This window comes from Stenotrophomonas sp. AS1 (assembly GCF_048957655.1).
Taxonomy (GTDB): domain Bacteria; phylum Pseudomonadota; class Gammaproteobacteria; order Xanthomonadales; family Xanthomonadaceae; genus Stenotrophomonas; species Stenotrophomonas bentonitica_A.
On sequence record NZ_JARVXM010000003.1, the window covers coordinates 566078 to 588255 of the forward strand.

General features: G+C 67.4%; 16 protein-coding genes. 7 read left to right on the top strand and 9 right to left on the bottom strand.

All coding sequences use genetic code 11. The features are described from left to right. Positions 1-45 precede the first annotated feature (45 nt). The 4 genes from PV764_RS06735 to PV764_RS06750 form a co-directional block, all read right to left on the bottom strand. Positions 46-1644, bottom strand: a complete 1599-nt coding sequence (locus PV764_RS06735; RefSeq protein ID WP_046273848.1) for a membrane protein — start codon at positions 1642-1644, stop codon at positions 46-48. A gap of 201 nt (positions 1645-1845) precedes the next feature. Next, a complete protein-coding gene (locus PV764_RS06740; protein ID WP_284128844.1) occupies positions 1846-3567 on the bottom strand; it encodes a thiamine pyrophosphate-dependent enzyme in 1722 nt (573 codons plus the stop codon). Between the two features lie 84 nt (positions 3568-3651). Continuing rightward, positions 3652-4512 carry an XAC2610-related protein gene (locus tag PV764_RS06745; protein ID WP_421116346.1) on the bottom strand — a complete coding sequence of 287 codons (861 nt, stop codon included), beginning with the start codon at positions 4510-4512 and terminating at the stop codon, positions 3652-3654. Positions 4513-4547: 35 nt separating this feature from the next. Further along, positions 4548-5030 carry a DUF3574 domain-containing protein gene (locus tag PV764_RS06750; protein ID WP_070471240.1) on the bottom strand — a complete coding sequence of 161 codons (483 nt, stop codon included), beginning with the start codon at positions 5028-5030 and terminating at the stop codon, positions 4548-4550. Between the two features lie 269 nt (positions 5031-5299). Between PV764_RS06750 and PV764_RS06755 the strand changes: the two genes are divergently transcribed. The 4 genes from PV764_RS06755 (at position 5300) to otsA (ending at position 11911) form a co-directional block, all read left to right on the top strand. Then, entirely contained in the window at positions 5300-7750 is a 2451-nt protein-coding gene (locus tag PV764_RS06755) for a TonB-dependent receptor plug domain-containing protein (RefSeq protein WP_284128843.1), read from the top strand. Between the two features lie 173 nt (positions 7751-7923). Continuing rightward, entirely contained in the window at positions 7924-8682 is a 759-nt protein-coding gene (gene otsB / locus PV764_RS06760) for a trehalose-phosphatase (RefSeq protein WP_026069897.1), read from the top strand. An 86-nt stretch (positions 8683-8768) separates the two neighbouring features. Next, positions 8769-10550, top strand: a complete 1782-nt coding sequence (locus PV764_RS06765) for a glycoside hydrolase family 15 protein (protein ID WP_019183950.1) — start codon at positions 8769-8771, stop codon at positions 10548-10550. Beyond that, entirely contained in the window at positions 10547-11911 is a 1365-nt protein-coding gene (gene otsA / locus PV764_RS06770; RefSeq protein WP_019183949.1) for an alpha,alpha-trehalose-phosphate synthase (UDP-forming), read from the top strand. The genes PV764_RS06765 and otsA overlap by 4 nt, the downstream gene beginning before the upstream one ends. A 71-nt stretch (positions 11912-11982) precedes the next feature. On the opposite strand, the gene pgeF is transcribed toward otsA, so the two are convergent. After that, positions 11983-12762, bottom strand: a complete 780-nt coding sequence (pgeF, locus tag PV764_RS06775; protein WP_019183948.1) for a peptidoglycan editing factor PgeF — start codon at positions 12760-12762, stop codon at positions 11983-11985. Further along, positions 12762-13757, bottom strand: coding sequence for a 23S rRNA pseudouridine(1911/1915/1917) synthase RluD (rluD, locus tag PV764_RS06780; RefSeq protein WP_019183947.1), 996 nt, complete (start codon positions 13755-13757; stop codon positions 12762-12764). Before rluD ends, pgeF begins: the two co-directional genes overlap by 1 nt. Positions 13758-13873: 116 nt before the next feature. Here rluD and PV764_RS06785 point away from each other — a divergent pair, with 116 nt between their 5' ends. Continuing rightward, positions 13874-14758, top strand: a complete 885-nt coding sequence (locus PV764_RS06785) for an outer membrane protein assembly factor BamD (RefSeq protein ID WP_421116347.1) — start codon at positions 13874-13876, stop codon at positions 14756-14758. 140 nt (positions 14759-14898) lie between these two features. After that, positions 14899-16110: a lipase family protein gene (locus PV764_RS06790; RefSeq protein ID WP_421116348.1), complete on the top strand. Its 1212-nt coding sequence runs from the start codon at positions 14899-14901 to the stop codon at positions 16108-16110. 26 nt (positions 16111-16136) lie between these two features. Here the strand turns inward: PV764_RS06790 and PV764_RS06795 are convergent, their stop codons facing one another. The 3 genes from PV764_RS06795 to sucC all read right to left on the bottom strand — a co-directional run bounded on the left by PV764_RS06795 (position 16137) and on the right by sucC (position 20229). After that, on the bottom strand, positions 16137-17771 hold the full coding sequence (locus tag PV764_RS06795; protein ID WP_019183944.1) for an NAD+ synthase: 1635 nt from the start codon (positions 17769-17771) through the stop codon (positions 16137-16139). A gap of 391 nt (positions 17772-18162) precedes the next feature. Then, positions 18163-19038, bottom strand: coding sequence for a succinate--CoA ligase subunit alpha (gene sucD / locus PV764_RS06800; protein ID WP_019183943.1), 876 nt, complete (start codon positions 19036-19038; stop codon positions 18163-18165). Between the two features lie 21 nt (positions 19039-19059). Next, positions 19060-20229, bottom strand: a complete 1170-nt coding sequence (gene sucC / locus PV764_RS06805; RefSeq protein WP_019183942.1) for an ADP-forming succinate--CoA ligase subunit beta — start codon at positions 20227-20229, stop codon at positions 19060-19062. A 333-nt stretch (positions 20230-20562) separates the two neighbouring features. Here sucC and PV764_RS06810 point away from each other — a divergent pair, with 333 nt between their 5' ends. Beyond that, positions 20563-22176, top strand: a complete 1614-nt coding sequence (locus PV764_RS06810; protein WP_284128840.1) for a sensor histidine kinase — start codon at positions 20563-20565, stop codon at positions 22174-22176. Positions 22177-22178 lie beyond the last annotated feature (2 nt).

Genomic DNA, 22178 nt, shown 5'->3' on the forward strand with positions numbered 1-22178 from the left:
GTGAGCACAATGAAACGCAGCCGGCCAGCGGCCGGCACTACAGCGCTACGCGCGTTCTGAAGGCTGCTTCTGCAGCGACAACAGCGCCAGCAACCCGGCCAGCGCCACGTACGCGCCGGTGAACTGCCAGCTGATGATCTTCGGCAGGCCCTCCAGCTGCCACGGCAGATAGATGCCACCGCGCGGGTCCACCGAGTGGATCAGGCCGAACAGGGTCAGCACCGCCGCCACCAGCAGGAACCCGGAGGCGCGCAGCAGCTTCCCATCGATCATCGCCACCACCGCCGCGATCCACAGCATCGAGGTGATGATGAAGCCGTTGCCCAGGGTGAAGATCACCGCCAGCTCCGGCAGGCCATGCCCGTCCAGCGTAGTGGTCATCGCCGCGAGCTGTTCCGGGGCGATCCAGCCCGGGGCCTTGATCGCCAGCAGGTAGGCCACCGAAGGCAGGAAGCCGAGCACCATCGCGCCGGCGTGCTCGCGCGGCGTGGCCTGGAAGGCCTGGGTGGTGATGTCGATCGCCACGTACACGATGATCGGCGCCAGCACGGCCAGCGGCAGCCACTGCACCAGCCCGGAAATCACCCCCAGCATGCCGCCGATGCCGACGAACAGACCGGTCAGCAGCGTGTAACCGCTGCGCGCGCCCATGTGCTTGTAGGCCGGCTGACCGATGTACGGCGTGGTCTGTGCGACGCCGCCGCAGAACCCGGCCACCAGCGTGGCGACGGCCTCCACCAGCAGGATGTCGCGGGTGCGGTAATCATCACCGGCCGCACGCGCGCTTTCGGAAACGTTGATGCCACCGACCACCATCAGCAGGCCGAACGGCAGCAGCAGCGGCAGGTAGGTGATCGCGGTCGGCAGGCCGTCGATGAACCCCAGTGTCGGCCAGGGCAGCACCACCTGCGGCGGTACCCACTCAGGCACCTTGAAGCCCGGCGCACCCAGGCCGGCCAGGCCGAGTCCGTAATACAGGATCGTGCCGAAGACGAAGGCGACCAGCACGCCGGGCGCGCGGATCGGCAGTTTGCGCTTGGCGATCAGCACGTACAGCAGCAGGCCCAGGGTGACGAAGCCGACGACCGGCGAGCGCAGCGTTTCCAGCAGCGGCAGGAAGCCCATCAGCACGATCGCGATGCCGGCGATCGAGCCGAGCAGCGAGGCGCGCGGCAGCGCGCGGGTCACCGCCTCGCCGAAGAACGACAGGATCACCTTGAGCACGCCCATGATCACCAGCGAGGCCATGCCCAGCTGCCAGGTGGCGATGGCCGCATCGTGCGGGGCCAGGCCCTGGCCCTTGAAGGCGAGGAAGGCCGGGCCGAGCACCAGCAGCGCCATGCCAATACTGGTCGGCGCGTCCAGGCCGAGCGGCATCGCGGTGACATCATCGCGACCGGTGCGCGCGGCCAGGCGGCGCGCCATCCAGGTGTAGAGCACGTTGCCGACCAGCACGCCGAAGGCGGTGCCCGGGAACATGCGGCCGAACACCACATCCGCAGGGAACTGGAAGATGCCGACCAGGGCCATCGCGATGAAGCCGAGGATGGACAGGTTGTCGACCACCAGGCCGAAGAAACCGTTGAGATCGCCGGCGACGAACCAGCGGGGGCGTCCGGTGGGGACGGGAGCGGAGGCGGACATGCGCGGGGGCGGCCATGGGGAGGGGGTAGCCGATGGTAGGGCCTCGCCGCCCCCAGTAACAGGCACATCAATGGAACGCCGGGATGTATGGGTCATCGCATACCCGATTGCGCCCGCGTAGTGCCGGCCGCTGGCCGGCTCCCGATACCGTCGGATGAATCCTGGGGAGCCGGCCAGCGGCCGGCACTACCGGAGCGTGGATCAGGGCTTGTTGAGGAAGTTGTTCGCCAGCAGGTCCCGTACATCCCCGACCCGCCCGCTCAGCAGCGCCTTGGCCGCGTACAGGGCAGTACCGGCCACCTGCTTGGCTTCCACCTGCGGCGGCATCACCAGCTCGGTCGGGCTGGTGTGCACGTCCAGCAGCGCCGGGCCCGGGTGCGCCAGGAAATCCTTCACCGCCTGCTCCAGGTCCTCCGAGCGGGTCACGGTGCGGCCGTAGAACCCGATCACCTCGGCCAGGCGGCCGAAGTCAGGGTTCTTCAGGTCGGTGTAGTTGTCCAGCAGGCCTTCGACCTTCTGCTCCAGCTCGACGAAATTCAGCGAACTGTTGTTGTAGACCACCACCTTGATCGGCAGGTTTTCCTGCACGGCGGTGAGCAGGTCGCCCAGCAGCATCGCCAGGCCACCATCACCGGACAGCGAAATCACCTGGCGGCCCGGGTAGGCCTTCTGCAGGCCCAGCGCCTGCGGCATCGCGTTGGCCATCGTGCCGTGCAGCAGGCTGGTCAGCGTGCGGCGGCGCCCATTGACGCGGATATGGCGCAGGATCCACACCATCGGCGAGCCGCCATCTGCGGTAAAGAGCGCGTCGTCGGCAGCGTGGCGGTCGATCAGCGCGGTGAGATGCTGCGGGTGGATCAGCTCGCCTTCGCCCGGTTGCTCTTCCTTGGCCCGCGTGGCCAGCGCCTTCTCGCGGTGCTCCATGCACTCATCCAGGAAGCTGCGGTCCTCGCGTTCGGGCAGAAGCGGCAGCAATGCCTCCAGGGTCGGGCCGATATCCCCCACCACGCCCAGATTCACCGGATGCCGGCGGCCCAGATGGCTGCCATCGCGGTCCACCTGGATCAGCGTGGCCTTGTCCGGGTAGTACTGGCCCCAAGCGAAGTCCGCGCCGAGCAGCAGCAGCGTGTCGCAGGCCATCAGCGTGTGATACCCGGACTCGATGCCGAAGATGCCGGTCATGCCCATGTTGTACGGGTTGTCGTACTCCACGAAGTCCTTCGCGCGCGAGGTATGCGCGATCGGTGCCTTGAGCCGGGCACCCAGCGCGACCAGGGCATCATGCGCATGTTCGCAGCCCGCACCTGCGTAGATGCCGATGCGCTTGCCCTCGCCGATCAGCGCGGCGATGCGCTGCAGTTCATCGTCCGACGGGCGCAGCACCGGCTGGGTGTAATGCACCGAGAACGGCACATCGTGCTTGACCTCCGCTTCGCTGATGTCGGCCGGCAGGATCACCACCGCGACCCCGCGGCGGCTGATCGCCGCCTGGCACGCCAACGTCACCACGCGGCGCGCCTGCTCGGCGCTCTGCACCTGCTCGCAGAACACGCTGCAGCTGCCGTACACCGCCTTGAAATCGACTTCCTGCGGGAACTCCATGCCCAGCTCGGCGGTGACCACCTGGCTGGCGATCAGCACCATCGGCGCGCGGTTGCGGTTGGTCTCGAACACGCCATTGATGAAATGCAGCCCGCCCGGGCCGCACGAGCCGGCGCAGGCGGTGAGCTGCCCGCTGATCAGCGACTCGGCACCGGCGGCAAACGCGGCCACTTCCTCATGCCGCGTGTGTACCCACTCGATCTCGCTGTGATGGATGGCATCGGTGACGTAGTTGAGGGTATCGCCGACGATGCCGTAACAGTGACGGACACCGGCGGCCTGGAGGGTCTCAACCACGATTTCGGCAACGCGCTTGCTCATGACATGCTTCCACGACGAGGGGGAAACGTCAGCCTAGTCCCGGGCAAGTGACACTCGTGTGGGTTTACGCGTGCCGGCGCTGGGTCACGGCTGCGTGTTCACCCAGCCCAGCACCGCGCCGCGCGTGGGATGGTCATAACTTACCTGCACCCAGCCATCGCGCTCATCGAGCAGCTCCACGCGGTCATCGCGCACCAGATACCGCGGGGTCGTGGCATCACCGGGCTGGCGGTACAACGGCAGCCGCGCCACCATCACATGCCCGGAAATGCGCAGCAGCGGCGAGCCGGCGCGCGGCGCCTCCAGACCATCGCCGATCGCGGTCTCCAGCACGTTGCCTTCAGGATCGAAGGTGCTCCAGACCGCCAGGGGACCGCTGTCGGCGGTCTGCTTCACGAACACGTACGGCTCGAGCAGATCGTCGAGCATCAACATGCGCTCGGCGCGGTACAGGTACAGGCGACCGCCGTCGTAGCGGTACTGATCCACGTACCACATCGGCCCGCTGCGGCAGCTGCTGCTCAGGGTGCGGTTGTCTGCCTCCACCGTCAGCCCCATCAGGTCACCGCACTGCGCACGGTCGTTCGCGATGGGCGCCAGCGCCACCAGTTCCTGTCGCGCCGGAGCGTAGCGGTACGCCGCGACCGCTTCGTTGACCATGCCGACCGCGGCACGCGCGACCAGCTCCGGGTGACCATCGAAATCGACATCCTCGGCGGACAGGCGTGCGTTGCCGTCCGCGTCGGTCACCCCCGGCAGCACCTGACGCTTGCCCGACGGGGCCAGTACGACGGAAATACCGCCGTCGTCCTGCAGCGTCGCCTGCACCTGCACGCCGCCAGCCACCTCGAGCAGAAGCCGGGCCGGGGCGGCGTCCTGCGCGTGCGCGGACGCTGCCGCCACGCCCATCAACACCGCGGCCAGCATCGCATTGCCGTGTTTCATCATCGCTCCGTGCAGCGCCGCTGCGGCGCCCTGGGTCAGAACGATACTTCAACCGCCTGCTGCGCCCACAGCACCGACTGGTGGCCGGTGGCCTGCTTCCATGCCAGGCGGATCGCTTCAATGTCGGCGCGGCGCTGCGGGGTGTTCTCGTGCAGCACCACCAGCACCTTGGTGCGCAGGCGGTTCGGCTCGGCGGCGCCACGGAACAGCCACTGGCCGTAGGCATCGAACACGGTCAGGCCGTCCGGGAAGCGCGGGGTGACTTCCTTGTCGAGGAAGGCGCGCCACTGCGCGTCACTGATGCCCTCGGTCTGCGGGCGGTCGGCCACGCCGGTTTCTTCGCCCACGCCGAAGTACAGCTCGCTGCGGACCCAGCCGGCCGCAGCGTCCGGGCGCGCGGCGTCGCCCTGCAGGGTGGCCGTGGCGGCGGCTGGCGGAGTGGGTTTGGCGGCCGGGGCAGCGGTGGCACAGCCGCTGGTGGCCAGGACCAGGGCAATCAGGATGGCGCGGAACGACATGGACAACTCTCCGGAAACTCGGGGACAGGCAGGGGGAAGGAGCGTGCCGGACATCCCGGTCCAGCGCAGATCGCCAATCGCTATCTGCTGATAACCACCCCGATGGGACTTGCGTCACACAGGGACATCACGCGAAGATAATATATCGCTTCATCCGGATGGATTGGTAGTGCCGACCTTGGATCGGCAACGCCGGCTCCTCCCCCCTCCCCCCTCCCCCCGCCCCTCCCCCGCCCCTCCCTCCCCCTCGTCGTCCCGCTGGAGTCCGCATGTCCCGTCCGTCCGCGTCGCGCCTTGGCCTTGCCATCGCGCTCGTCCTTTCCTCCCCCCTGCTCGCCCAGGACGTACTTGCGCAGGACGCGCCGAACACCGCCAAAACGCTGGACACCGTGATCGTCACCGGCACCCGTGCCGTTGACCGGACCGTGCTGGAATCCACCTCGCCAGTGGATGTGCTCACCGCCGAGGACATCCGCAAGGCCGGCGTGGTCAATGGCGAGCTTGGCAGCGCCCTGCAGGCGCTGCTGCCCTCGTTCAATTTCCCGCGCCAGTCCAACTCCGGCGGTGCCGACCACATCCGGGCCGCCCAGCTGCGCGGCCTCTCGCCCGATCAGGTGCTGGTGCTGGTCAACGGCAAGCGCCGCCACAGCAGCGCCCTGGTCAACACCGACAGCAAGATCGGCAAGGGCACCACCCCGGTCGATTTCAACGCGATCCCGGTCAGCGCGATCAAGCGCATCGAAGTGCTGCGCGATGGCGCCGGCGCGCTGTATGGCTCCGATGCGGTGGCCGGCGTGATCAACGTGATACTGGATGACGCGCCGGAAGGCGGTGCATTCGAAGCGAGCTTCGGCGCCAACCACACCGACCTCAAGCCGATCGACCGCACCCTCACCGACGGCCAGACCAGCTACGCCAGCGCCAAGGTCGGCACCCGGCTGGGCGATGAGGGCGGCTTCCTGCGCGTGGGCCTGGAGCTGAAAAATCACGAAGGCACCAATCGCGCCGGCTTCGACCAGATCCCGCCGTGGGACCAGACCCCGACCAACCTTGCCCTGCAGGGCAAGCGCAACTACGTGCTCGGCGATGGCAAGACCAAGGACCTGAACGCCTGGTACAACGCGCAGCTGCCGTTCGGTGAAACCTCCACGTTCTACAGCTTCGCCACCTTCAACCAGCGCGACAGCGAAGGCGCGAACTACTTCCGCTACCCGGACAGCGACGCCAACTGGGCGCAGATCTACCCGAACGGCTACCGTCCGATCTCCGAGGGCGAAAACCGCGACGTACAGGCCGTGGCCGGCGCGAAGGGCCAGTGGGGCGAGTGGAACTACGATGCGAGCCTGGATTACGGCATCAACACGTTCACTTACCGCCTGCGCAACTCGCTCAACGCCTCGCTGGGCCCGACCAGCCCGACCCGGTTCAAGACCGGTGATTACCGCAATGAGCTGACGGTCGCGAACGTCGACCTCGGCCGTGTGTTCTCGCAGGGCGAGAGCATCACCCACAGCCTTGGCCTGGGCCTGGAAGCGCGCCGCGACCATTACCAGACCCGTCCGGGCGATCCGACCAGCTATGCCGCGGGTCCGTTCACCGATCGCCCGACCGGCTCGCAGGCCGGTGGTGGCCTGACCCCGCAGGATGCGACCTCGCTCTCGCGCGATGTCGCCAGCGCCTACGCCAGCCTGTCCAGCCAGTTCGGTGAGCATTTCTCAAGCGATCTGGCCGCACGCTACGAGCACAGCGATGATTTCGGTGGCGAGCTCACCGGCAAGCTGGGGCTGCGCTACGAATTCACGCCGGCCTTCGCGCTGCGCGGTGCGATCTCCAACAACTTCCGTGCCCCGTCGCTGGCGCAGATCGGCTACGAATCCACGTCCACCGGCTACAACGCGGCCGGCCAGCTGGTGCAGGGCCGCGTGCTGTCGGTGAACAATCCGATCGCGCGTGGCCTGGGCGCCACCGACCTGAAGCCGGAGAAGTCGCTCAACACCAGCCTGGGCTTCACCAGCCGTATCGGCGAGCACTTCGATGTCTCGCTGGACTTCTTCCAGATCGACATCGATGACCGCATCGCACTGTCGGAAAGCATCACCGGTGATGCCCTGACCGACTACGTGCAGCAGCAGTTCGGCGTGGCCGGCCTGCAGAGCGCGAGCTTCTTCGTCAATGCCGCCGATACCCGCACCCGCGGCGCGGAACTGGTGAGCAACTGGCGGCAGTCGCTGGGCGATGGCGAGCTGGTGCTCACCGGCACCTACGCCTACACCAAGACCACGCTGAAGAACGTGCTCGCCACCCCGCCGGGACTGCTCGCGCTGGACCCGGACTACGTGCTGTTCGGCGTGGAAGAGACCAATACGCTGACCGATGCCACCCCGCGCACCCGCGCCGCGCTGGCCGCCAGCTGGGCCGATGATCGCTGGTCGCTGAGCAGCCGCCTGAGCCGCTATGGCAGCGTCACCCGCGTGTTCAACTTCGGTGATGGCTACATTCCGCGCCAGACCTACGGGGCCGAGTGGCAGCTGGATGCCGAGGTGGAATACAAGATCACCCCGCAGTGGAGCGTCGCGCTGGGCGGGCAGAACCTGACCGACAACTACTCGGATCTGTCCAACGACGATATCTACTACTTCGGCAACCTGCCGTATGACGTGCTGTCACCGATCGGTAGCAATGGTGCGTATTACTACGGGCGCGTGCGGTATACGTTCTGACGGGGTGCAGCCGACCAACGGTCGGCTCTACCGGGTTTGTGCAGCCGACCGACGGTCGGCTCTACCGGGTTTGGTGCAGCCGGCTGACCGTCGGCTCTACCGGTGGTGAACGGGAGGATGCGTGGGTGATGCCATGACCTGGCGATCACATCCACGCTGGCATGTTGGTCACCATGGCCAACGACTTCCCCCAACGTCCGCCGCCGCCGCTGCTGGACGATGCCTGTGCGCTGTTCCTGGACGTGGATGGCACCCTTATCGAATTCGCGGACGACCCCGAGTCGGTCGCGCTCCTGCCTGATGTGCGTGAGGCGATCGGACGCATCAGCGACCGCCTGGATGGCGCGGTCGCGCTGATCAGCGGCCGGCCGCTGGCCCAGCTGGACAAACTCTTCGCTCCCCTGAGCCTGCCCGCCGCCGGCCTGCATGGCCACGAGCTGCGCAACCACGAGCAGCGCGCGCAGAGCAGCGATCCCTCCGCCGATACCAGTGAGTGGCTGCACGCCCTGCACCAGCAGGCGATGCGGTTCGCGCATGGCTATCCCGGCGTGCTCGTTGAAGACAAGGGCCGCAGCCTGGCCCTGCATTGGCGTGGTGCTCCGCATGCCGCCAATGACGTGCGTGCGTTTGCCGAACGGCATATCCGTGGGCATGGCGGCTACCGGCTGCAGCCGGGCGACCATGTGATCGAATTCCTGCCTGAAGGCAGCGACAAGGGGCGTGCGATGCGGCAGCTGATGCTGCACCCGCCGTTCCGTGATCGCATGCCGGTGTTCGTCGGCGATGACCTCACCGATGAATTCGGCTTCGGCGCGGCCAATGATCTGCATGGCTGGAGCGTGCTGGTCGGTGCGCGCGAGCCGAGCGATGCGGTGTTCTCGCTGCCGACGATACGCAGCGTCCACGCCTGGCTTCGCGAGAATGCCTACTGATGCCTTGACCCCAAGGCCCCCTGACGCCGCGCGCAGGTCTCCCCCACCGGTGTGCCGCCGCGGCATGACACGAGACTTCCTGCATCATGAGCGAACCCGATCTGAATCTGGGCGTGGTCGGCAATGGCAGCTTCGGCGCGCTGATCGACAAGCACGCGCGCGTCGTCTGGAGCTGCCTGCCGACCTTCGACGGCGACCCCACCTTCTGCGCCCTGCTTGGCCCCAATCAACAACAGGGCGGTGACTTCGGCATCGAGCTGGAGGACATGGTCGAGAGCGAACAGAGCTACCTGACCAACACCGCCATCCTGCGCACCGTGCTGCGCGACAAGCATGGCGGCGCGCTGGAAATCATCGATTTCGCGCCGCGCTGGCGCCAGAACGACCGCTTCTACCGGCCGGTCAGCCTGATCCGCCAGGTCCGCCCGCTGTCCGGCAACCCGCGCATCATCGTGCGCGCCCGGCCACTGGCCGACTGGGGCGCGCGTGTTCCCGATTCCACCTGGGGCAGCAACCACATCCGCTGGGTGCTGCCCGACCATGTGCTGCGCCTGACCACGGATGTGCCGCTGCGCTTCGTGCGCGACGGCCTGCCGTTCGTGCTCAACCACCCGGTGCACCTGGTACTGGGCGTGGACGAATCGCTCAACCGTTCGCTCAGCGGCTACGTACAGGAATCCTTCCAGCGCACGCGCGACTACTGGCGCGAATGGGTGCGCTATCTGTCCATCCCGCTGGAATGGCAGGACGCGGTGATCCGCAGCGCGATCACGCTGAAACTGTGCCAGTACGAAGACAGCGGCGCGATCATCGCCGCGATGACGACCTCCATTCCCGAAGCGCCCGGCAGCATCCGCAACTGGGATTACCGCTATTGCTGGCTGCGCGATGCCGCCTTCGTGGTGCGTACGCTCAACCGCCTCGGCGCCACGCGCACGATGGAGCAGTTCCTGGGCTACATCTTCAACCTGGCCACCGCCGATGGCAGCCTGCAGCCGCTGTACGGCATCAGCTTCGAGGCCAAGCTGGAAGAAAGCGAAGTCCCCTCGCTGTCCGGCTACCGCGGCATGGGGCCGGTGCGCCGCGGCAACCTGGCCTGGGTGCAGCGCCAGCACGATGTCTACGGCAGCGTGGTGCTCGCCTCCACGCAGCTGTTCTTCGATCGCCGCCTGCAGGACCCGGGCGATGCACACACCTTCGCGCGGCTGGAGCCGCTCGGCGAGCAGGCCTTCACCCTGCATGACGTGCCCGATGCCGGGCTGTGGGAGTTCCGCGGCCGCACCGAAGTGCATACCTACACCAGCGCGATGTGCTGGGCCGCCTGCGACCGCCTGTGCAAGATCGCGGTGCGGCTGAAGCTGGATGACCGCGCCACCTACTGGCGCGAGCGTGCCGACATCATCCATGCGCGGATCATGCGCGACTCGTGGAGCGAAGCGCTCGGGCACTTCACCGATACCTTCGGTGGCCACCGCCTGGATGCCTCGTTGCTGCTGCTGGCCGACATCGGGTTCATCGACGCCACCGACGCACGCTTTGTCGCGACCGTCGAGGCGATCGGCCGCGATCTCAAACATGGCAACGCGCTGTACCGTTACGTGGCGCCGGATGACTTCGGCGAACCGGAAACCAGCTTCACCATCTGCACCTTCTGGTACATCGATGCGCTTGCCGCGATCGGTCGCCTGGATGAAGCGCGCGAGATGTTCGAGATGCTGCTGGAGCGCCGCAATCACCTGGGCCTGCTCTCCGAAGACCTGGCCTTTGACAATGGCGAGGCCTGGGGCAACTTCCCGCAGACCTATTCGCACGTGGGCCTGATCACCGCCGCCATGCGCCTGTCGCGCAGCTGGCAGGAGGCATCATGAGCCGCCTGGTCGTCGTGTCCAACCGGGTCGCCGTTCCCGGTGAATCCCGCGCCGGCGGTCTGGCGGTCGGCCTGCTCGCCGCGCTCAAAGAGCGTGGCGGCCTGTGGTTCGGCTGGAGCGGCAAGTCGGTACGCGACAACAGCGGCACGCTGCACGAGCAGGTGGACGGTGACATCCGCTACGTCACCATGGACCTCAACAAGCGCGATGTGGACGGCTACTACAACGGCTTCGCCAATCGCACGCTGTGGCCATTGCTGCACTTCCGGCTGGACCTGGTCGACTACGACCGCGGGACGCGCGAAACGTACCGCCGGGTCAACGCGCTGTTCGCCGAGAAGCTCGCCCCGCTGCTGCGCGAAGACGACATCGTCTGGATCCACGATTACCACCTGATCCCGCTCGCCTCGCTGCTGCGCGAACGTGGCATCGGCTGCCGGATCGGCTTCTTCCTGCACGTGCCGATGCCCTCGGCGGACCTGCTGCAGGCCATGCCCGACCACCTGCGGTTGTTCTCCAGCCTGTACGCCTATGACCTGGTCGGCTTCCAGACCCAGCGCGATGCGGACCGTTTCCAGTCCTACGTGCGCCTGTTCGGTGGCGGCCGGGTGCTGCCCGATGGCGAGCTGGAAGCGCCCGGCGGCCGACGCTTCCGCGCCGCGGCCTTCCCGATCGGCATCGATACCGAGTTCATTGCGCGGCAGGCCAAGGCCGGGGCGAACAAGCCAGCGGTCAAGGACCTGCGCGGCAGCCTGCGCAATCGCCAGCTGGCGATCGGCGTGGACCGGCTGGACTACTCCAAGGGCCTGCCCGAACGCTTCCAGGGTTTCGAGCGGTATCTGGAACGCCACCCGGACCAGCATGGCTCGCTCACGTATCTGCAGATCGCCCCGGTATCCCGTGGCGATGTCACCGAGTACCGGCAGCTGCGCGGCCAACTGGAACAGATCGCCGGGCACATCAACGGCGGGCATGCCGCGCCGGACTGGACCCCGTTGCGCTACGTCAACCAGAACTTCACCCATGCCACCCTGACCGGCTTCTACCGGGCGGCGGCGGTGGGCCTGGTGACCCCGTTGCGCGACGGCATGAACCTGGTTGCCAAGGAATACGTCGCCTCGCAGGATCCGGAGAATCCGGGCGTACTGGTGCTGTCACTGCTGGCCGGCGCTGCCGATGAACTCAAGCAGGCACTGCTGGTCAATCCACATGACCTCGATGGCGTGGCCGATGCGATCGCCACGGCCGCGACGATGCCGCTGAAGAAGCGCGTGGAGCGCTGGCAGGCGATGATGGACCACCTGCGCACCTACGACATCAATCATTGGCGGCAGACGTATCTTCAGGCCCTGGAAGGGTGATGCCGCCGGGCTACGGGAAGCGCGTACGGTAGTGCCGGCCGCTGGCCGGCTCGTCACGATCGTTCAGACGGTCACGGCGCGATCCACGCCAGGGTCGCCATGCGCCCGGTGCGGCGGTCGCGCCGGTGCGAGTAGAACCGCTGCGGATCGGCCAGCGTGCAGTACTGCCCGCCACTGATGCTGGCCGGGTCCAGCCCGGCGGCCTGCAGGCGCCGGCGGGCCAACGCGTACAGGTCGACCTTCCAGTGCCCCGGCCGTGTTGCCACGAATGCCGCCGCAGCGCCCTCGTCGCGCTCCACGAAGGCCTCGAACACGTCCTCGCCGATCTCGTACAGCGCCGGCCCGGCGGCCGGCCCCAGCCACGCCTGCAGCTGCGCGGGCGGGGTCTGCAGGGCGGCCACGGTGGCCTCCAGCATCCCATCGGCCAGCCCGCGCCACCCGGCATGGGCGGCGCCGATCTCACCGCCATCGCGCGCGGCGAACACCACCGGCAGGCAGTCGGCGGTGAGAATCGCCAGCACCACGCCCGGCACCGAGGTCACGGCGGCATCGGCAGTCGGTTCAGCCTCCACACCCGTGGCGGTCGGCGGCGCGGTGAAGCGGCGCACGCCGGTGCCATGCACCTGGCGCAGCCAATGCGGCGCCGAGGGCAGGCCCAGCCCGGGCACCAGCAGGTCACGGTTGCGCTGCACCTGCGCCGGGTCGTCACCATCGGCCGAGTACCGGTTGCCCATGTTGAACTGGTCGAACGGCGCCACCGAACCGCCCGCGCCGAAACGCAGGGTGGTCAGCGCATGGACCCCGCTCGGGGCCTGCCAGTCGGCGCGCAGCACGGGCACGGTGGCGTCCATCAGCGGCGGTTGCGTTCCTGCTCGGCGAAGCGCTTGCTGTCTTCGCGCAGGGCGTGCAGCAGGGCCTGCATGTCAGCCGGCGGCGGCGCGCTGTTGGTGATCTTCTCACCGGTGATCGGGTGCACGAATTCCAGCGTTTCAGCGTGCAGCGCCTGGCGCTTGAAGCCGCGCAGCTCGGCGACCAGTTCATCGCTGGCGCCCTTGGGCAGCTTCAGCGCACCGCCATACAGCTGATCGCCGATGATCGGGTGACGCAGGTGCGCCATGTGCACGCGGATCTGGTGGGTACGGCCGGTTTCCAGGCGGCACTCCAGCGCGGTGTGCGCACGGAAACGCTCGCGCAGGCGGTAATGCGTGATCGCTTCCTTGCCGTCTTCGCGCACGGCCATGCGGATGCGGTCGCGCGGGTGGCGGTCGATGCCGGCGGTCGCGGTGCCGCCGGAGACCAGCGCACCCACCACCACGGCCAGGTACTGGCGGTGCACTTCGCGCGCGGAGAGCTGCTCCACCAGTGCGGTCTGCGCCTGGATCGTGCGGGCGATCACCATCACGCCGCTGGTGTCCTTGTCCAGGCGGTGCACGATGCCCGCGCGCGGCAGCACCGACAGCGAGGGGTCGCGGAACAGAAGCGCATTGACCAGGGTACCGGTCGGGTTGCCCGCGCCGGGATGGACCACCAGGCCGACCGGCTTGTTGATCACGAACACGTGCTCGTCCTCGTACAGGACCTCCAGCGGGATGTCCTCCGGCTCGGCATGGGTCTGGGTGTCGAGCACGACATGCAGGCTGGCCACCTCGCCGCCGCGCACCGGGTCGCGCCCGCGCACGGTGTCGCCGTCCAGCAGGACGTCCCCGGACTTGATCCACTCGGTCAGCTTGGACCGGGAGAATTCGGGGAACAGCTCGGCCAGGACCGCGTCGAAACGCCGGCCGGCGGCGGTATCGGGCACGATGGCCTGGCGGGGGGAATCGGAATCAGCAGGGGTATCGGACATGGGGGAACACCGCAATAGGGACAATTTTGGGGTCCGGCCGACCAGTTTCAGTCGCGGGACAGGCCACTAGGCTATCATCGACCCTTCGTATTCCAGCCGCGTCCCGCCCTGACCCCATGATCCGACGCTCCGTTATGCTGTCCGCGCCCGTCCGCCTCGCCGCCCTGATGCTGGTGCTGCTCTTCGTCGCCACCGGCTGTCACCGCGGCACCAAGGGCAATAATCCGGATGAAGGCCTGCCGGTCGAAACGCTCTATGAGAAGAGCCACAAGCTCATGGAAGGGGGGAACTGGAGCGGTGCCGAAGCCAGCTTCCGCCGCCTGGTAGCCCAGTACCCGTATGGCCCGTACACCGAGCAGGCCATGATCGAGAGCGCCTACGCGCAGTACAAGGCCGGCAAGCACGATGACGCGGTGTCCAGCGTGGACCGCTTCATCCGTACCTACCCGACCCACCGCAACATCGCCTACATGTACTACCTGCGCGGCCTGGCCAATGGCAACCGCGACACGGTCTTCCTGCGCCGCGTCTGGTCGCTGGACCCGAGCCGCCGCGACCTGTCGAGCCCGCGCCAGGCCTATGCCGATTTCACCATCGTCACCGAGCGCTACCCCAACAGCCGCTACGCCGCAGATGCGCGCCAGCGGATGATCGCCCTGCGCGACGTGTTCGCCCAGTACGAGCTGGACAACGCCCTGTACTACCTGCGCCGCGAGGCGTACGTCTCGGCCGCTGGCCGCGCCAACTTCCTGCTGGAGAACTACCCGCAGAGCGCGTTCCAGTACGACGCCGTGGCCGCGCTGGGCGAGGCCTACACCCGCCTGGGCAACAAGACCCTGGCCGACGATGCCCGCCGCGTCCTCGAGCTGAACCAGCCCGACCACCCGTGGCTGCAGGGCAACTGGCCGAAGTATCCGTGGATGGTCCGCAAGCTGAACCCGTTTGCCGGCGAGAAGTCCGCCAGTACCGGTGAACGCAACGCCACGATGAATCGCAAGTAAGAAAAAAAGGCCCCGAAAGGGGCCTTTTCCGTCAAGGGACGTTTCCCAAGCCGCTCCTTTTGGGACTGGCATCTCAACGCCAACGATCCGCGCTATTCAGACTGACACCTCACGGCCACACCCGCCCGCAAGGAGTCTGCATGCTGTTCAAGATCGTCCATCTGCGCGCCGCATCCCTCGTGTTCGTCTCCGCCACCCTCGGCCTCGCCGCCGGTGCAGCCGGTTCCACTGCGCCGTCGCAGGCAGGCGATCTCATCTCGGCCGAGTCCTATCAGGCCAGTTGGGTGCCTTCCCGGGCCGCCCGTGCCTACAAACTGAGCTATCGCACGCCCGACCACCACGGCCACCTAGCCCAAGGCACGGGGCTTCTGTACCTGCCAGCGGGCACTGCCCCCCCCGGTGGCTGGCCGGTTGTCTCCTGGGCGCATGGCACCCAGGGCGTTGCCGATCACTGTGCGCCATCGGTTTCCGGTCCCTTCCAGCCCGAGCGCGATGGCCGCTTCCTCGACCAGTTCCTGGCCCGGGGCTACGCCGTGGCAGCCGCGGACTACCAGGGGCTGGGCAGCCCCGGCGAGCATGCTTATCTCCACGTCGGGACCGCTGCGCGCAACACCATCGACATGATCAAGGCCAGCCGTCAGTACCTCGGCCCGGCGACCCTCGCCCCGCGCTGGGTCTCGGTGGGCCACTCCCAGGGAGGGGCGGCCGCGCTCGCCGCCGGCCATATCGGGCCTGGCTACGGCGGCCCGTCGCTGGAATACCGGGGCAGTTTCACCACCGGCACGCCCACCGCCGTGGAACTGACCGCACTGGTGATGAAACCCGACAACCTCACAGCCAATCCCGGCGCGCTCAATGCGTACCACGCCTACCTGCTGGACGGTCTGCTGCAGCTTGCGCCACACATCGACCAGGTACTGTCCGAACACGGGCGCGCGCGCGTCGCGCTGGCCCGCCAGCACTGCCTGGGTGACCTGAGCACGTTGTTGGAAGGCGCCAATACCGGTGACATGTTCAGCGCGCCGCTGTACACCGTGCCTGGCATCTGGACGCTGCTGCACGATTATCTGGGCGTGCCACGGCGCGGCTTCAGCCAGCCATTGATGCTCGGCTACGGGCGCCAGGACCGCGATGTGCCCTACGTCACCACGCTTCTGTACGCCGCTGGCCTGGCGCTGCGCGGCGAACCGGTCGCGTTCCGCGCCTACCCGGTCGATCACCGCGGCACGCTGGACGCAGCGGCAGCCGATGGCCTCGCCTTCGTGCGCGCGCGCCTGGACGCCGGCGCGCCGGCCTACAACGCGTTGGAAGAAATCACCGCACTGGAAGCGTTGCTGGATACGTCACCGTAGCCGGCAATCGCTCCTCGCCAGGCAGCTCAGCCCTTGTACCCGTTACTGATCGGGTACCGCCGCTCACGCCCGAATGCCCGGCGCGAGACCTTCGGCCCTGGGGCTGCCTGGTGGCGCTTCCACTCGCTGGTGCGCACCAGGCGCAGCACACGGTCCACCACCTCGGCGGCGTAGCCGGCGGCCACGATCTCCTCGCGTGACTGCTCCTGGTCCACGTAGCGGTACAGGATGCCGTCCAGCACGTCATAGGCCGGCAGCGAATCCTGGTCGGTCTGGTTGGCGCGCAGCTCGGCCGAGGGCGGGCGGGAAATCACCGCCGGTGGGATCACCGGCGCACCGCCTACGGTGTTGCGCCACTTGGACAGGCCGAACACCTCGGTCTTGTACAGGTCCTTCAGCGGCGCATAGCCACCGCACATGTCGCCGTAGATGGTGGCGTAGCCGACCGCATACTCGCTCTTGTTGCCGGTGGTCAGCAGCAGCCCGCCGAACTTGTTGGACAGCGCCATCAGGATCACGCCGCGGCTGCGCGACTGCAGGTTCTCTTCGGTCACATCCGCCGCCTGCCCCTCGAACATCGGGCCCAGCGCGGCCATCAGGCCTTCGAACACCGGCTCGATCGAGACCGCTTCCAGCGTCACGCCCAGCGCGCGGCACTGTTCGGCCGCCAGGTCGTTGGACATGTCCGCCGTGTAGCGCGACGGCAGCCGCACTGCGGTGACGTTGGCGGCGCCCAGCGCGTCCACCGCCATCGCCAGCACCAGCGCCGAATCGATGCCGCCGGACAGGCCGAGCCAGACCTTCTTGAAACCGTTCTTGCGGCAGTAATCCTGGATACCGCGGGTCACCGCGCGCCAGGCCAGCGCATCCATGCTTTCGTCGCCGTCGTCGATCCACTCGCGCGGCAGGAAGCGGCGCGCACCCGCGTCGTAATCCACGACCAGCCACTGGTCGGTGAAGGCCGCGGCGGCCGGGTGCACCGTGCCATCCCCATCGGCGACCACCGAGGCGCCATCGAACACCAGCGCGTCCTGGCCGCCCACCACGTTGAGGTAGGCGATCGCGGCCCCGCTCTCACGGGTACGCTCGGCCAGCAGCGCGTCGCGCTGGGCGTGCTTGCCGCGCTCATACGGGGAGGCATTGGGCACGACCACCAGCTGCGCGCCGGCGCGGACGGTATCGGCCAGCGGTTCGGCGAACCACAGGTCCTCGCAGACCAGTACACCGACCGGCACGCCCTTCAGTTCGAACACGCAGCTGCCGCCGTCCGGATCGACATCGAAATAACGGCGCTCATCGAACACCGCGTAGTTGGGCAGCTCGCGCTTGCGGTAGGTGTGCTCGACCTTGCCATCGCGCAGCACGCTGGCCGCGTTGTAGACCACCGCGCCGGCTGCCTGGGGCCAACCGACCACGGCCGCGATCCCCGTGGTGGCCGCCGCGATGCGCTCCAGCGCCTGCTGGCAGTCGTACAGGAAGCCCGGGCGCAGCAGCAGATCCTCCGGCGGGTAGCCGCTGATCGCCAGCTCGGGGAACACCACCAGCTCGGCACCATACTCATCGCGCGCCTCGGCGATCATCGCGATGATGTTGTCGGTGTTCTGCGCCACCGCGCCAACCGGGAAATCGAACTGCGCCAGGGCAATGCGGAGCGACGTCATGGGGTTCCAGCCTGTAGGTGTACTGCGCTCATTGTAGTGCCGGCCGCTGGCCGGCAACCACGCATTCGGCGGCAGCACGATGCGGCGCCGGCCAGCGGCCGGGACTACGTGGTGTGCGTACCGGACAACCGTGGGGACCTACCGGTCCCGGTGTTGCCTTGAACGCAGAAAGGCCGCCCGGAGGCGGCCTTTCTGTTTAATGCAGCCGACCAACGGTCGGCTCTACCGGCAGCTGACCAACGGTCGGCTCTACCGGTAGCTGACCAACGGTCGGCTCTACCGGCAGCTGACCAACGGTCGGCTCTACCGGCAGCTGACCAACGGTCGGCTCTACCGGCAGCTGACCAACGGTCAGCTCTACCTACGCGTCGGCCGCGGTGCGGCCGGCGGTTTATTTCACCAGCTTGGCGATGGCAGCGCCCAGATCGCCCGGCGAACGGACGGTCACGACGCCAGCAGCTTCCATGGCAGCAAACTTGCCTTCGGCAGTGCCCTTGCCGCCCGATGCGATCGCACCGGCGTGGCCCATGCGCTTGCCGGCCGGAGCCGAGGCGCCCGCGATGAAACCGACGACCGGCTTCTTCACGTGGTTCTTGATGTACTCGGCACCGGCTTCTTCAGCGTCACCGCCGATTTCGCCGACCATGATGATGCCTTCGGTCTGCGGATCTTCGTTGAACAGCTTCAGGCAGTCGACGAAGTTCAGGCCGTTGATCGGGTCACCACCGATGCCGATGCAGGTGGACTGGCCCAGGCCGACTTCGGTGGTCTGCTTGACCGCTTCATAGGTCAGGGTGCCCGAACGCGACACGATGCCGATCTTGCCCGGCTGGTGGATATGGCCCGGCATGATGCCGATCTTGCACTCACCCGGGGTGATGACGCCCGGGCAGTTCGGCCCGATCAGCACGGTGTCCGGATGCGAACGGGTCAGCACGTTCTTGACGCGCAGCATGTCCAGCACCGGGATGCCTTCGGTGATGCACACGATGACCTGGATGCCGGCAGCCGCCGCTTCCAGGATCGCATCAGCCGCGTACGGCGGCGGCACGTAGATGACCGAGGCGTTGGCGCCGGTGCTCTGCACGGCGTCGGCAACGGTGTTGAAGACCGGCAGGTCGATGTGGGTGGTGCCGCCCTTGCCGGGGGTCACGCCGCCAACAACCTGGGTGCCGTACTCGATCATCTGAGTGGCGTGGAAGGTGCCCTGCTGGCCGGTGAAGCCCTGCACGATCACCTTGGTGTTCTTGTTAATCAAAACAGACATGGGAATTCCTTGGTGTCGGGATCAGGCGGCGTTCTTGACAGCTTCAACGATCTTCTTGGCGCCATCGTTGATGTTGTCAGCCGGGATGATGGCCATGCCGCTGTCGCGCAGCAGCTGCTTGCCTTCTTCCACGTTGGTGCCTTCCAGGCGCACCACGACCGGAACCTTGACGCCCACTTCCTTCACGGCGGCGATGATGCCTTCGGCAATCATGTCGCAGCGGACGATGCCGCCGAAGATGTTGACGAAGATGCCTTCGACCTTGTCCGAGGACAGGATCAGCTTGAAGGCTTCAATGACACGCTGCTTGTTCGCACCGCCGCCCACGTCCAGGAAGTTCGCCGGCTCGCCGCCGTTGAGCTTGATGACGTCCATGGTGGCCATGGCCAGGCCGGCGCCGTTGACCATGCAGCCGATGTTGCCGTCCATGGTGACGTAGTTGATGTCCAGCTCCGAAGCGATCACTTCGGTCGGATCTTCCTGGGTCTTGTCGCGCATGGCGACCAGGGCCTTCTGGCGGAACGCGGCGTTGTCGTCGCTGTCGAACTTGCCGTCCAGCGCGTACAGGTTGCCGTCGTCCAGGATGGCCAGCGGGTTGATTTCAACCAGGGCCAGGTCCTTTTCGTTGAACAGGCGGTACAGGTTCACCATGATGTTGGCGAACTGGCCGGCCTGCTTGGCGGTCAGGCCCAGCTTGAAGCCGAAATCACGGCCGTGGTAACCCTGCACGCCTTCAACGAAATCAACGTTGAGCGAGTGGATCAGCTCGGGGGTTTCAGCGGCGACCTGCTCGATCTCCACGCCGCCTTCCGAAGAGGCGATGTAGGTGATGGTCTTGGTGCCACGGTCAACCAGCACCGACAGGTACAGTTCCTTGACGATCTCGCCAGCGGTGGTCACCAGCACCAGGTTGACCGGCAGTTCAACGCCGGCGGTCTGGTAGGTGGCCATCTTGGTGCCGAGCATCTTGGCCGCAGCGGCCTTCACGTCGTCGGTGGTCTTGCAGAACTTGACGCCGCCAGCCTTGCCGCGGCCGCCAGCGTGGATCTGCGCCTTGACCATCCAGGGGCCCTGGCCCAGGGCGTTGGCAGCGTCAACCGCTTCGTCCGGGGTAGCCGCGACCTTGCCGGCCGGAACGGGAATGCCGTACTCGGCAAGCAGCTGTTTTGACTGGTATTCGTGGAAATTCATGCGTCACCGTGGGAATAGGAACGACCGCACGCATCTCCAAGGCTCCCTCACGGGGGCGCCGGTAAGGACCGCGGCGGGCCCACTATTGTGGACGACCCGGCGCGCAGGCGCAAAGAAGTCAGTGGCAAGACACCGGCCAGGCACCGTTTCCGGCGCAATTTCAGACAGTTGCGGCAGGTGCCGGAAACAGCCACCCGGGTCGCCCGCGGCACGCCCGCGCAGCCTGCAGGCACCCGCACGCGGTCCGGCATTCACACACCCCGCCCCGGCCACCGGCCCCCAAACCCGGCCGGACCCCCTACACTGCCCCCATGCCAGAAGGGGAGTTCCGGCGTGTCACCCAGTGCTTCATTGATCGACCGCATCGAATCGATTCCGCGGCGCGAGCTGTATTTCTTCGCGCTGTACCGCCTGCTGATGGCCACCGTCATCGGCGCGCTGCTGTTCAGCCCGCTGAGCGGACTGGTGGGAACCGCCGACCACCCCCGGCTGGCGACCTTCGTGGCCAGCGGCTATCTGGCGGTGGCCGTGCTGGTGCTGCTGTTCGGCCGCAACGAGCGCTGGCTGCGCACCATCGTGGTGTGGAGCGTGGCCGCCGACATCATCGCCGCCACCCTGCTCGCCCATGCCCTGCCCGGGGCCAGCGCGGGCATCTCGATGTCGTTGCTGTTCAACGTCGCCGCCGCCGCGACGCTGCTCCCATTGAGCATGGGGCTGGGCCTGGCCGCGGCCGCCAGTGCCGCCACCGCCGGCGAGTATCTCTGGAAACAGATCGAAGGCGGCGACCCGACCCGCACGCTGGCCGAACTGGCCATGTTCGTCACCAGCTACCTGGCCATCGCCTTCATCAGTTACCAGGTCGGCAACCGCGCCCGCATGAACCAGCAACTGGCCAACCAGCGCGGCGATGAAGTGGCCAACCTGTTCCAGATCAACGAACTGATCATCCGCCGCATGCGCACCGGCGTGATCGTGGTGGACGGGGCCAACCGCATCACGCTGGCCAACGAAGCGGCCTCCACCCTGCTTGGCGATGCCGACGGCAACAGTGGCAGCGGCCGGCTGGAACTGGGCAGCGCCGCGCCCGAGCTGAGCCGCCGGCTGCTGCGCTGGCGCAATGGCTGGACCAATGAAGAGATGCCCCTGCAGCTCTCGCCGGACCAACCCGAAGTGCAGCCACGCTTCGCCCGCCTGCTGGCCGGCAGCGACCTCACCCTGGTGTTCCTGGATGACTCGACCGTGGTCTCGCGGCGTGCCGAGTCCTTGACGCTCTCGGCGATGGGACGCTTCTCGGCCAGCCTGGCCCATGAGATCCGCAACCCGCTGGCAGCGATCAACTACGCCGCGCAGCTGCTGGAAGAATCCACCGATATCGGCGACACCGACCGCCGCCTGCTGCAGATCATCAACCAGCAATGCCAGCGCACCAACGGCATCGTCGAAAGCGTGCTCGGGCTGGCGCGGCGCGAACGCGCCAACCCGGAGAACGTGGACCTGGCCGCGTTCGTGCGCCGCTTCGTACTGGAGTACAAGCAGGGCCTGTCGCTGGAAACCGACAGCGTGGAACCGATCATCAGCGAGACCTCGGTGCACGCGCTGGTCGACCCGCGCCACCTGCACCAGATCCTCACCGTGCTGGTCCACAACGCGCTCAAGTACGGCCGCGTGGCCGATGAGCCGGCCCGCGTGCGGCTGCGCGTGGCGCGCCAGGAACGCACCGCCATCATCGATGTGATGGACCGTGGCCCGGGCATTCCCGAGACGGTCGCCAGCCAGTTGTTCCGTCCCTTCTTCACCACCTCCGAGCACGGCACCGGGCTGGGCCTGTATATCGCCCGCGAGCTGTGCCGCGCCAACCAGGCACGGCTGGAGTACGTCTCGGTGCCTGCCGGTGGCGCCTGTTTCCGGCTCGTGCTGGCCGGCCCGCACACGATGATGGCCGGATGAGC